The 12,795-nt window shown below is 53.1% G+C and carries 9 protein-coding genes; 2 read left to right on the top strand and 7 right to left on the bottom strand.

Features of this window, described 5'->3' with window-relative positions:
* Positions 1 to 13: 13 nt before the first annotated feature.
* Both BVU99_RS14455 and BVU99_RS14450 read right to left on the bottom strand, forming a co-directional pair.
* A complete protein-coding gene (locus BVU99_RS14455) occupies positions 14 to 1,651 on the bottom strand; it encodes an ABC transporter substrate-binding protein (RefSeq protein WP_099817186.1) in 1,638 nt (545 codons plus the stop codon).
* A gap of 696 nt (positions 1,652 to 2,347) precedes the next feature.
* Positions 2,348 to 2,992 carry a YchE family NAAT transporter gene (locus tag BVU99_RS14450; protein WP_015378089.1) on the bottom strand — a complete coding sequence of 215 codons (645 nt, stop codon included), beginning with the start codon at positions 2,990 to 2,992 and terminating at the stop codon, positions 2,348 to 2,350.
* Between the two features lie 531 nt (positions 2,993 to 3,523).
* Between BVU99_RS14450 and adhE the strand changes: the two genes are divergently transcribed.
* Positions 3,524 to 6,196, top strand: coding sequence for a bifunctional acetaldehyde-CoA/alcohol dehydrogenase (gene adhE / locus BVU99_RS14445; protein WP_025303076.1), 2,673 nt, complete (start codon positions 3,524 to 3,526; stop codon positions 6,194 to 6,196).
* 119 nt (positions 6,197 to 6,315) lie between these two features.
* Here adhE and BVU99_RS14440 read toward each other — a convergent pair whose 3' ends face one another.
* Positions 6,316 to 6,900, bottom strand: coding sequence for a thymidine kinase (locus BVU99_RS14440; protein ID WP_015378091.1), 585 nt, complete (start codon positions 6,898 to 6,900; stop codon positions 6,316 to 6,318).
* Between the two features lie 700 nt (positions 6,901 to 7,600).
* Here BVU99_RS14440 and hns point away from each other — a divergent pair.
* Positions 7,601 to 8,008 carry a histone-like nucleoid-structuring protein H-NS gene (gene hns, locus BVU99_RS14435; RefSeq protein WP_004932170.1) on the top strand — a complete coding sequence of 136 codons (408 nt, stop codon included), beginning with the start codon at positions 7,601 to 7,603 and terminating at the stop codon, positions 8,006 to 8,008.
* A gap of 186 nt (positions 8,009 to 8,194) precedes the next feature.
* On the opposite strand, the gene BVU99_RS14430 is transcribed toward hns, so the two are convergent.
* The 4 genes from BVU99_RS14430 to rssB form a co-directional block, all read right to left on the bottom strand.
* Positions 8,195 to 9,205: an NAD-dependent epimerase gene (locus BVU99_RS14430; protein ID WP_049205526.1), complete on the bottom strand. Its 1,011-nt coding sequence runs from the start codon at positions 9,203 to 9,205 to the stop codon at positions 8,195 to 8,197.
* A gap of 9 nt (positions 9,206 to 9,214) precedes the next feature.
* Positions 9,215 to 10,558, bottom strand: coding sequence for a UDP-glucose/GDP-mannose dehydrogenase family protein (locus tag BVU99_RS14425; protein ID WP_025303078.1), 1,344 nt, complete (start codon positions 10,556 to 10,558; stop codon positions 9,215 to 9,217).
* A gap of 40 nt (positions 10,559 to 10,598) precedes the next feature.
* Positions 10,599 to 11,516 (bottom strand): UTP--glucose-1-phosphate uridylyltransferase GalU, encoded by a 918-nt coding sequence (galU, locus tag BVU99_RS14420; protein ID WP_049295767.1) that lies wholly within the window; start codon positions 11,514 to 11,516, stop codon positions 10,599 to 10,601.
* A 212-nt stretch (positions 11,517 to 11,728) separates the two neighbouring features.
* A complete protein-coding gene (gene rssB / locus BVU99_RS14415; protein WP_025303080.1) occupies positions 11,729 to 12,742 on the bottom strand; it encodes a two-component system response regulator RssB in 1,014 nt (337 codons plus the stop codon).
* Positions 12,743 to 12,795 lie beyond the last annotated feature (53 nt).

The following is a 12,795-nucleotide window of genomic DNA, read 5'->3' as shown; positions in this document are numbered from 1 at the left end:
AAGGAATACCCCTTTACTGCTTGATAATGTACAGATTTTTAACGTCGGTATAGTCCAGCGGGTCTTTGCCGGTGAACCCGCCTACCGTCGGCTTGATCAACCGTGCGCTGACGCGGTAATAAACCGGGATCAACGCGGAGTCTTTGTCCAGCTGAGCTTCCGCCTGCTGATAGAGCGCGGCGCGCGCGGCATCATCCGGCGCCTTCAGCGTAGCGGCCATGATGGCGTCGAACGCCGGGCTCTTATAGAACACGGTATTGATACTGCTGTTGGACAGCACCAGGTTCAGGAACGCACTGGGTTCGTTGTAATCGCCGCACCAGGTGGCGCGCGCCACATCGTATTGCCCCTGATGGCGGCTCTCCAATGAAGTCTTCCACTCCTGATTGCGCAGCGTGACCTCCGCACCGAGGTTCTTCTTCCACATCGATGCGGCGGCGATCGCCTGCTGTTTGTTTTGATCGGAGGTGTTGTAGAGCAACGAGAACTTCAGCGGTTTGGCATCGCTGTAGCCCGCCTCCGCCAGCAGCTTCCTGGCCTCGGCGTTGCGCTGTTCCTGGCTCCAGCCGGCCCATGCGGGCTGCGTAAAGTTCGCGCCCTCCGTAAAGGTCGGCGTGAAACTGTAGGCCGGGATCTGTCCCTGGCCCATGATCTTGTTGGCGATGATGTCGCGATCCAGCGTCATCTTCACCGCCGTACGCACGCGTGGATCGGTAAACGGCGCCCGCTGGTTATTGAGCTCGTAATAGAAGGTGCACAGATAAGGGTTAACGTGCAGCTGTTCGGGCATTTCGCGCTTCATCTTGACGTACAGGTACGGCGGGATCGCGCTGTTGGTGATGTCGATCTCGCCGCTGCGGAAGCGGTTGACGTCGCTGACTTCCGAAGTAATCGGCAGGAAGGTCGCCTGATTGATCACCGTCTGCTTGTTGTTCCAGTAGCTCGGGCTGCGCTCCAGCACGATGCGCTCGTTCACCACCCACTCTTTCAGGCGGTAAGCACCGTTGCCGACGTAGTTGGCGGGTAGCGTCCATTTATCGCCGAATTTCTCCACCACCGCCCGTTTGACCGGTTTGAGCGACGTGTGGCTCAGCATGCTGATGAAATACGGCACCGGTTCGCTGAGCGTCACCTGCAGCGTCTGGTCATCCAACGCCTTGACGCCGAGGGTCTGCGGAGGCTTCTTGCCGGTCAGGATGTCGTCGATATTGTCGACTTTGGTGTATTGCAGATAGCTGGCGTAAGGCGAGGCGATTTTCGGATCGGCCAGGCGCTGCCAGCTGTAGACGAAGTCCTGCGCGGTCACCGGAGTGCCGTCGCTCCACACCGCGCCGGGGCGCAGGTGGAAGGTCCATTGCTGATAATTCTGGTTTTCCCAGCTCGCCGCCGCCGCCGGCACCACATGCCCGTTGGCGTCGGTGCTCACCAGCCCTTCAAGTAGGTTAAGAATGATATTGCTTTCCGGTACCCCCTCGACCTTATGCGGATCCAATGAAGCCACTTCGCTGCCGTTGTTGATCACAATATTCTGTTGCTGCGCCAACTGAACGCCGGCCGGCACTTCCGCCGCCAAACTGTTATTTATGGCGCCGACGCTCAGCGCGCCGCTAATCAACAAGGTCAAAGAAGTACGCTTCAGGGTTTGCTGCATAATCGAGGCTCCTTTTCACCGACAAGCATCGCTTATCGAAGTTTGTGAAGTGTTTATAAGAATTCTAAATAAACGGATACCAGCAAAAATCATTCCCGTTTTTATGGCGCATTTCAGTTAATTGACCACGGGAAAGTTGCTCGGAAATTAGCAGAAGCCAAATTCCATAGCCAATAAATTTTACGAAAATGTTAAGCAATTCTCTTTTATCGCACGAAGCCCGATCCGCTCCCCGAGAGCGGGGCACCGAAAAAACAAAATCATCACTTTGATTTTAAAGATAAAAAAACCAAAATCATTTCGTTTGAAACCGTCAGCGTCATCTCACCGCCGCACAAAGAAACATTCAGTTAACAATCCAGCCATTCAAAGAACAAACACCTGCCTATGGTCGGTTAATCACTAATAACACCTGGATGAAAGTGAGACAAGCCCCACAGAATGATGTGATTAATTTAACAACAGCTTTACCGTTGAACGGGGACAAAACGCGCGGAAATGGAGGAAGAAAAGTGTCTGAAATAACGCTTAGCGTTTTTTTTGCACAGCAAGATGAGATTTATGCAACATAAGGGTGCAACCGAATAAATTTTATTCATCCTCTGCACTATAATAATGCGAACCAATAAATAATTTAAATTTTAAAATTAATTTTAGCCGCGCCAACGCGAAAGGTGCGCGGCTAAACAAAGGGTATTACAACAGGCCGGGGAATATCGCCTTAATGCCGGTAACGATAAACTCGATCCCGAGCGCCATCAGCAACAGGCCCATGATTCGGGTGATCACGTTGATGCCGGTCTGCCCAAGCAAACGCACCAACAGCGGCGCGGCGCGGAACAACAGCCAGCAGCAAAAGGCGAACAAGGCGATCGCCACCGTAAAACCGAGCAGGCTTTGCCAGTTGTGATAACGTGAACTCCAGACGATGGTAGAACTGATCGCCCCTGGCCCCGCCATCAGCGGCAGCGCTAACGGCACCACGCCGATACTTTCGCGGATCGCGCTCTCCGACTTCTCTTGTTTGTTCTGTTTGTCTTCCCCCAGCTTGCCGCTGATCATCGACATGGCGATGGTCACCACCAGAATACCGCCGGCGATGCGGAACGAATCGATAGAGATGCCGAACATCCGCAGGATCCCTTCGCCCAGGAACAGCGAGGTCCACAGAATGATGGCGACCGACAGATTGGCGGTCAGGTTGGTTTTGTTGCGCCCCGCTTCCGCCTGATAACTGGTCATACTGATAAACACCGGCAAGATGCCCACCGGGTTGACCAGCGCAAACAGACCGACAAAGAACTTGATAAAGCCGGAAAGATCCAACAGAGATTGGCCCACAGATGGCTCCGCATTAAGTACTATAAAAAGGTGTGCTGCCTATGCGCGCTAATGTAATGGAATTGCCGCGGGTAATCCATCCGGCCAGAGCAGCATTTTTGACTACCAGCAGGTTATGCAACAAAACAAATGCCCTTTGTTAAAGTGATGTATGGCCTTTTGATTTTTTATGTTGAAAAAAGAGTCACCGCTCACAGTTATCGAGAATAATTCCCAACACCAGCAAGCTGAAAGGTGTCAGCTTGCAGTTTTCATGATTTAGATCACAAATCAACTACCCAACAGTGGGTAAGCTCTTAGTCGTAGTCAGGGAGTAGAACAAAGTCGGCAGCAGCATCGCCGGTTCCCTTCTCCTCACTGCCTGCCCCTCCGGTTGGCGTAGGGTGAAGCTCTTTAAGCAAATCAGCAGCATGCGAAGAAATAACGCGGGAAGACCCCGGTATTCTCATCACCGCTTATCCCCGTTACGACTATACTAGTGGCTCGCACGGCTTATTTACTGAAAGAGTTTAACATTATCAGGAGAGCATTATGGCTGTAACGAATGTCGCTGAACTGAACGAGCTTGTCGCACGTGTCAAAAAAGCCCAGCGCGAATATGCCAACTTCACTCAAGAGCAAGTGGATAAAATCTTCCGCGCTGCCGCCCTCGCCGCTGCTGATGCCCGTATCCCATTGGCCAAAATGGCCGTGGAAGAATCCGGAATGGGTATCGTCGAAGACAAAGTGATCAAAAACCACTTCGCTTCCGAGTACATCTACAACGCCTATAAAGATGAAAAAACCTGTGGCATCCTGTCTGAAGATGACACTTTCGGTACCATCACCATCGCCGAACCTATCGGCCTGATTTGCGGTATCGTTCCTACCACCAACCCAACTTCTACCGCGATCTTCAAAGCGCTGATCAGCCTGAAAACCCGCAATGGCATCATCTTCTCGCCGCACCCGCGTGCGAAGAATGCCACCAACAAAGCCGCCGATATCGTGCTGCAAGCCGCTATCGCCGCCGGTGCGCCGAAAGACATCATCGGTTGGATCGACCAACCTACCGTCGAGCTGTCCAACCAGCTGATGCACCACCCTGACATCAACCTGATCCTCGCCACCGGTGGCCCGGGCATGGTGAAAGCCGCCTACAGTTCCGGCAAACCGGCAATCGGCGTCGGCGCCGGCAATACGCCGGTCGTGGTAGACGAAACCGCAGATATCAAACGCGTGGTCGCCTCTATCCTGATGTCCAAAACCTTCGACAGCGGCGTTATCTGCGCTTCCGAACAGTCGGTCATCGTCGTTGACGCTATCTATGATGCGGTACGCGAGCGCTTCGCTTCCCACGGCGGCTATCTGCTGCAGGGTAAAGAACTGAAAGCGGTGCAGGACATCATCCTGAAAAACGGCGGCCTGAACGCGGCCATCGTCGGGCAATCCGCACCGAAAATCGCCGAAATGGCAGGCATCAAAGTGCCGGCCAACACCAAAGTGCTGATCGGTGAAGTGAAGCTGGTCGACGAGTCTGAACCTTTCGCACATGAAAAACTGTCGCCTACCCTGGCGATGTACCGTGCCAAAGACTTCGAAGACGCCGTCGCCAAAGCCGAAAAACTGGTCGCCATGGGCGGTATCGGCCACACGTCCTGCCTGTACACCGACCAGGATAACCAAACGGCTCGCATCGCCTACTTCGGCGATAAAATGAAAACGGCTCGCATTCTGATCAACACCCCGGCTTCTCAGGGCGGTATCGGCGACCTGTACAACTTCAAACTTGCGCCTTCGCTGACGCTGGGTTGCGGTTCCTGGGGTGGTAACTCCATCTCTGAAAACGTCGGACCTAAACACCTGATCAACAAGAAAACTGTAGCGAAGCGAGCAGAAAACATGTTGTGGCATAAACTTCCGAAATCGATCTACTTCCGCCGTGGCTCACTGCCTATCGCGCTGGAAGAAGTGGCGACCGACGGGGCGAAACGCGCCTTCATCGTGACCGACCGTTTCCTGTTCAACAACGGCTATGCCGACCAGATCACCAAGGTTCTGAAGTCTCACGGTATCGAAACTGAAGTGTTCTTTGAAGTGGAAGCCGATCCGACGCTGAGCATCGTGCGCAAAGGCGCCGAGCAGATGAACTCCTTCAAACCGGACGTCATCATCGCGCTGGGCGGCGGTTCGCCGATGGACGCCGCGAAAATCATGTGGGTGCTGTACGAACATCCTGAAACCCACTTCGAGGATCTGGCGCTGCGCTTCATGGACATCCGCAAGCGTATCTACAAGTTCCCGAAAATGGGCGTGAAAGCGAAGATGATCGCCATCACCACCACCTCAGGCACCGGTTCGGAAGTCACGCCATTCGCCGTCGTGACCGACGACACCACCGGACAGAAATACCCCCTGGCCGACTATGCGCTGACCCCGGACATGGCGATTGTCGACGCCAACCTGGTGATGAACATGCCAAAATCCCTGTGCGCCTTCGGCGGTCTGGATGCGGTAACCCACGCGCTGGAAGCCTACGTGTCGGTGCTGGCGAACGAATACTCCGACGGCCAGGCGCTGCAGGCGCTGAAACTGTTGAAAGAGTATCTGCCGGCCAGCTATAAAGAAGGCGCGAAAAACCCGGTTGCCCGTGAACGCGTGCACAACGCCGCCACCATCGCCGGTATCGCTTTCGCCAACGCCTTCCTCGGGGTCTGTCACTCCATGGCGCACAAGCTGGGTTCGGAGTTCCACATTCCGCACGGCCTGGCCAACGCGATGCTGATTTCCAACGTCATTCGCTACAACGCGAACGACAACCCGACCAAGCAAACGGCCTTCAGCCAGTACGACCGCCCTCAGGCGCGCCGCCGCTACGCTGAAATCGCCGACCACCTCGGCCTGAGCGCACCGGGCGACCGCACTGCGCAGAAGATTGAGAAACTGCTGGCCTGGCTGGACGAGCTGAAAACCGAGTTGGGCATCCCAACCTCCATCCGTGAAGCGGGTGTGCAGGAGGCGGACTTCCTGGCGAAAGTCGACAAGCTGTCGGAAGACGCATTCGACGACCAATGCACCGGCGCCAACCCGCGCTACCCGCTGATTGCCGAACTGAAGCAAATCATGCTGGATACCTTCTACGGCCGCGAATTCAGCGAAGCGGTCGACGAGGAAGCGGCGGCTCCGGCTGCAGCCAAAACCGCGGTAAAGAAGCCCAAGAAATAACGGTTCCGTGAACCGATAAAAAAACCCGCCAAACGGCGGGTTTTTTATTGCGCCTGGCGCGCGGTTTTTCTTATCCCGCCGCCAAAACGCCTCAGCGGGCGCTGGCGGCATTTTCGCTCCTACTCCAGGGAGTGAATCGCCTCTTTATAATGCTTGCGACAGACGGAGACATAGCTCTCGTTACCGCCAATCACCACCTGTTCACCAGCATGCATCGCCTGGCCGTTTTCATCCAACCGTAACACCATGTTGGCTTTGCGCCCACAGTGACAGATGGTTTTCAATTCCACCAGCTTATCGGCCCAGGCCAGCAAATATTGGCTGCCGGTAAACAGCTCACCGAGAAAATCGGTACGCAGGCCGTAGCACAATACGGGAATGTCCAGTTGGTCCACCACATCGCACAATTGCTCAACCTGCGCCTTGGTCAGGAACTGGCTTTCATCCAGCAGCACACAATGCACCGGCTGCTGTTGATGCTCTTGCTGAATCATGGCGTACAGCATCGAGTCGTTGTTATAGAGCTGGGCCTGCGAGGATAAACCGATGCGCGAGCTGACTTTACCGACGCCAAAGCGGTGATCGATCTCCGCGGTGAACACCAGCGTGCGCATACCACGTTCTTGATAGTTATATGAAGACTGTAGCAGCGCGGTGGACTTGCCGGCATTCATCGCAGAGTAATAAAAATAAAGTTGAGCCATGGCCCCGCAACTCCGATGGTATAAGAAATATTCAAATGTTGATTAGGACGGTAAGTGTACCATAAGCCGCCCCCCGGCTCAGCCCAAAGCGAACGAATATTGCGTTCGCCGTAATAATGCGCTTTCAAGCGAAACATATCGTTCTGTCGGCCCGTTCTTTTTACAGCTATTTACAGGATAATGTATGCCTGTCATCACTATTAATTCTTGCTAATGGTTAACCCCGAACATTTGCCCATTAATGCATAATCCTCTTTCACTGCGGCAGGCACCGCAGCCGCGGGAGAGTGCTTGTCTATTATACGTGAGGCCAATACAGGGCATTTAATCACCTTCGCTATCCCCCCGACGTTTCCTGACGCAACCTTTACCTATATACCCCTATTGTTTACAATGTCTGCCTTACCATGGCGTGATTAAGCCCACAGAACTCATTGTAATATTGATATAAATTACGACGATAACTTATCGATGAAAGCCTTGCGACACGCGCCTTTTAAAGCATGCCTGCTGAAATTTTGACTTAAGTGCGGTGAGGATAATAGTTAACAGCCCTTCCTATATTAGTCGGACAGATCCGATTAACGGTTTTTTAAAAGGTAAATTTGAGTATTCAAGTCAATTTGGCTATTGCAGAAAAGAAAATAGCACTCTATTATTATCGAGACGCCCCCCACCAATATAATTTGAGACTAGGACAATGAGCGAAGCATTAAAGATTTTGAACAACATCCGCACTCTGCGCGCCCAGGCAAGAGAATGCACACTGGAAACGCTGGAAGAAATGCTCGAGAAACTGGAAGTTGTTGTGAACGAACGTCGCGAAGAAGACAGCCAGGCTCAAGCAGAAATCGAAGAACGCACTCGTAAACTGCAGCAATACCGCGAAATGCTGATTGCTGATGGTATCGATCCAAATGAGCTGCTGCAAACCATGGCTGCCAACAAGGCTGCCGGCAAAGCAAAGCGTGCAGCACGTCCTGCTAAATACCAATATAAAGATGAAAACGGCGAACTGAAAACCTGGACCGGCCAAGGCCGTACGCCTGCGGTGATTAAGAAAGCTATCGAAGAGCAAGGTAAATCTCTGGACGATTTCCTGCTGTAATAGCGATTCAGTCCGTATCTGAAAGGCTCCCTCCGGGGGGCCTTTTCATTTTAAAGCTTATCGACGTGATCCCACCTCACCCCTCTCCTTTTAGTAAATATCCTAATTCGCATTTTCTTCCCTGCATGGAGCCCCAATGAAAAAAAGGGGCCCTAAGGCCCCTTTATCGCATTTACCCTCGTTCAATTATTGAACCTGGTAGAATGCCTTATACCAATCAACAAAGCGCTTTACCCCCTCTTCAACGCTGGTTTCCGGTTTAAAACCAATGTCACGATAAAGCTCTGCGGTGTCCGCACTGGTATCCATCACGTCGCCAGGTTGCATCGGCAGCATATTCTTGCGGGCAGTTACCCCCAAAGCCTGCTCCAGCGCCGTGATATATTCCATCAGTTTAACGGGGGTGTTATTGCCGATATTATAAACATGATACGGTGCGGAACTGGTCGCTGGCGATCCCTGTTCAACGCTCCATGACGGATCTGCCTGCGGAATAACCGCCTGCAGCCGCACAATCGCCTCGGTGATATCATCGATGTAGGTAAAGTCACGGTGCATTTCACCGTGGTTATATACATCGATGCTCTCCCCCGCCAATATGGCCTTGGTAAACTTGAACAGCGCCATATCCGGACGCCCCCAGGGACCATATACGGTAAAGAAGCGTAACCCCGTCGTCGGGAGACTGTATAAATGAGAGTAGCTGTGTGACATCAGCTCATTGGCTTTTTTGGTGGCCGCATACAGTGACACAGGGTGATCGACAGAATCTTCGGTAGCAAACGGCAGCTTGCGATTGAGGCCATAAACAGAGCTGGAGGAAGCATAAAGTAAATGCTCGACCTTATTATGGCGGCAGCCTTCCAGAACGTTCAAATGGCCGATCAGGTTGGCGTCCGCATAAGCCAACGGGTTAACCAACGAATAACGCACGCCGGCTTGTGCCCCCAAATGAATGACTCGTTGGAACTGATGCTCGGCGAACAATGCCGCCATCCCTTCACGATCGGCCAAATCCAGCTTGATAAAGCGGAATCCCGGCTTATCCGCCAGTCTGTCCAGACGGGCCATTTTCAGGCCCACGTCATAATAGTCATTCAGGTTATCGATGCCGACAACCTGATGCCCGGCGGTCAACAAACGCTCTGCAACGTGATAACCAATAAACCCTGCGGCGCCTGTAACCAGGAATTTCATGCCCACTCCTTAAATAACCGGTTTAATCGAGGCGCCGCGGCCAATCGCGTAATAGGTAAAGCCGCGATTCTCCAAACGCTCCGGATCGTACAGGTTACGTCCATCGAAGATCACCGGCTGCTTCAACGCACTCTTGATCACATCGAAGTCCGGTGCGCGGAAATTCTGCCATTCGGTGCAGATCACCAGAGCATCGGCGCCGTGCAATGCAGCCTCTTTGGTCCCCATCAGCTTCAAGTCGTCGCGCTGGCCATAGATGCGCTGAACTTCGTTCATCGCTTCAGGATCGTAGGCTTGAACGGTGGCGCCGGCAGCCCACAATTGCTCCATCAGCACGCGGCTGGACGCTTCACGCATGTCATCGGTATTCGGCTTGAACGCCAGGCCCCACAGCGCAAAGGTTTTCCCCTTCAGATCGCTGCCGAAGTAATCTTTGATAAAGCTGTTCAACTTATCTTTCTGTTGGTAGTTGACCTGCTCTACCGCCTGCAGCAGCTTCGGTTGGTAACCGATCTGTTCCGCCGTGCGGATCAACGCCTGGACATCTTTCGGGAAGCAAGAACCACCGTAGCCGCAGCCAGGGTAGATGAAGTGATAACCGATGCGTGAGTCGGAACCGATGCCCTGACGCACTTTCTCGATGTCCGCACCCAGCATTTCCGCCAGATTGGACATCTCGTTCATAAAGCTGATTTTGGTCGCCAGCATGCAGTTGGCAGCGTATTTGGTCAGCTCTGCGCTGCGGATATCCATCATGATCATACGATCGTGATTGCGGTTAAATGGCTCGTACAGTTCGCGAATCGGTTCGATTACCTCTTTATTATCGGTACCGATCACGATGCGTTCAGGGCGCATGCAGTCAGCTACCGCAGCGCCTTCCTTCAGGAATTCAGGGTTGGATACCACGTCGAACGCCACGTTGCTGCCGCGTTTAGCCAGCGTTTCCGCCATCACCTGACGCACCTTGTCCGCCGTACCGACCGGCACGGTGGATTTATCGATCACCACTTTGCGATCGGTCATGTGTTCGGCGATGGTACGTGCAACCGCGGTGACATATTTCAGATCGGCGGAGCCGTCCTCATCCGGCGGCGTGCCGACGGCAATAAACTGGATATTCCCGTGCGCCACGCCCGCTTTGGCATCGGTGGTGAAATGCAGGCGCCCAGCCTCATAGTTTTGCTGTACCAGCGGCGTCAGGCCCGGTTCAAAAATCGGGATATTCCCTTTTTTCAGGTTTTCGACTTTTCGCTCATCAACATCAATGCACATAACGTCATGGCCAACTTCAGCCAGTACGGCGGCCTGTACCAGCCCCACATAACCAATACCAAAAACTGTTACTTTCATGTGAAAATCCTAGTTTTTCAAATTAATACGAAAGATCAAATTACTTCTTGTCAGCGGCAACAACCTGTTGCAGCCACTGAGAAAATTCTTTGCCCAGGCTGGCATGACGCATGCCGTACTCTACAAAAGCCTGCATGTACCCCAACTTGTTACCGCAGTCATGGCTTACGCCCTTCAGGTGATACGCTTCCACCGTTTCCTGCTGCATCAACATTTCGATACTGTCAGTCAGCTGAATTTCGTCGCCGGCGCCAGGGGGCGTTTTAGCCAACAGCGGCCAAATATCGGCGGATAACACGTAACGACCGACAATCGCCAGGTTGGAAGGGGCTTTATCCGGCGAAGGTTTCTCAACCACACTCACCATCGGCGCACTTTCGCCCGGTTGCAAAGCAACGCCCTTACAGTCGGCTACGCCGTAGTTTCCGACATCTTTATGCGGCACGGGTTCAACCATGATCTGGCTGACGCCGGTAGTTTCGAAGCGCTGCAGCATTTCGTGGAGGTTGTCTTTTTTCGGATCGGCGCTGTATTCGTCGAGGATCACGTCCGGCAACACCACCGCCACCGGTTCATCGCCCACCATCGGGTAGGCACACATAATCGCGTGCCCCAGGCCTTTGGCATTGCCCTGACGAACCTGCATCACGGTAACGCCTTTCGGGCAGATCGACTGCACTTCATCCAGCAATTGGCGCTTGACGCGTTTTTCCAGCATCGCTTCAAGTTCGAAACTGGTATCAAAATGGTTTTCGATCGAGTTCTTGGAGGAGTGGGTGACCAGCACAATCTCGTTAATCCCCGCCGCAATGCACTCATTAACGACGTATTGGATCAGCGGTTTATCAACCAGCGGCAGCATTTCTTTCGGAATGGCTTTGGTGGCCGGTAACATCCGCGTACCCAAGCCTGCAACCGGGATCACGGCTTTTCTGACTTTGCGATTTACAGCAGGCATTATTTCCTCTCTTGAAGCTAAAGCGCTCATTTTATGAGCTTGGGCTCAATATAAAAAACCTTCGGAGTATACCAGCTTATGCGCGCCTGGCATTAACCAGAACACAAATAGAAAACATTTAGGACTATTACCCGTTCGGATAATCGGGAGAATAAATAAACGGTTTAATTACCGATAAGTGAATAGCTTAAGATCTCGCCGTTCGTTGCCTGTTATTCAGCGCTGAGCATCAGCCGCAACCGACCACCGCTTCCCCATACCTGACACTGCCAGGCAGTGCAGCGCTGGCTGATCTGATTCATGTAGGTGGCCCCCAGCGTCCCCAGTGGCACGCCATTGCTCAGCTGGATTTGATTGTCACCGGTATTGACGTTGGCATGCAGCCCGGCAGAAACCAGAATCAGGTTTTTATTTTCGGCGTGATAATATCCCAGCAACAGCGGGAATTGACCGTCTAATTTCCCCTGCCGCAATAATTGATTAACCTGCTTTAACAATGCCGACATTTGCGGCAGACGATGCTGTTGATTAGCCAGATGGTCTTGCAGCAGCCCATTAAATAATGCACGCAACAGCAATGCCGCCAATACGCCATTATCGCCGGCGCGCGTGACGTCCAGGCAATAGAATGCCAGATCCTTTTCTGACAAAGCGGCGATATCCAGCACCAGGCCAGGATTTTCGCCGGTGGTTAACTGCCGATAGTTGATCCGGCAATGCGCAATAGTCTGCTGTACCGGCGGTTGCAATTGTTTAAGCAGTTTGACGGCTTCGGAGGGATTTTTGCTCAACGCATCCCAGTCCTGAAACAGTTCAACCTCCTCAATCGCCTGGGAAGTGAACATATTGGGGTATAAGCATGCCAACACCGCTTCACGCAGGCGATTGAGATCGGTCAGCGGCTTGAGCAGCACATCCTGCACGCCCAACCTCAGCACCTTGGCGATGTCAGCCATCTTGTCGGTGGCCGAGATCACCAGTACCGGGATTTGCAGCCCCTGCAAACGCAGGTGCTCAACGAATTCGATCCCCCCCATTTCAGGCATCGCGAGATCGCACAGGATCAGATCCGGCTTGAAGTCATCGACGGCACCCAGCGCCTGTATACCGTTGGTCGCCTCGCCGGTTTCAGCACCCAGTGAGGCCAAATAACCGACCAGCACTGAACGAAAAACCTGTTCGTCCTCAACGATCAAGATGCGCTTGTGAGTAAGTGGTAATGCCATCAGCCGAGCCTCGTCCCTTTCCATAGTGTAATAGTGGCTCAAAAAGGTCACTT

Source organism: Serratia sp. OLAL2 (assembly GCF_002752475.1).
GTDB classification, from domain to species: Bacteria; Pseudomonadota; Gammaproteobacteria; order Enterobacterales; family Enterobacteriaceae; genus Serratia; species Serratia bockelmannii.
This window is presented reverse-complemented; position numbering and strand designations above follow the sequence as displayed.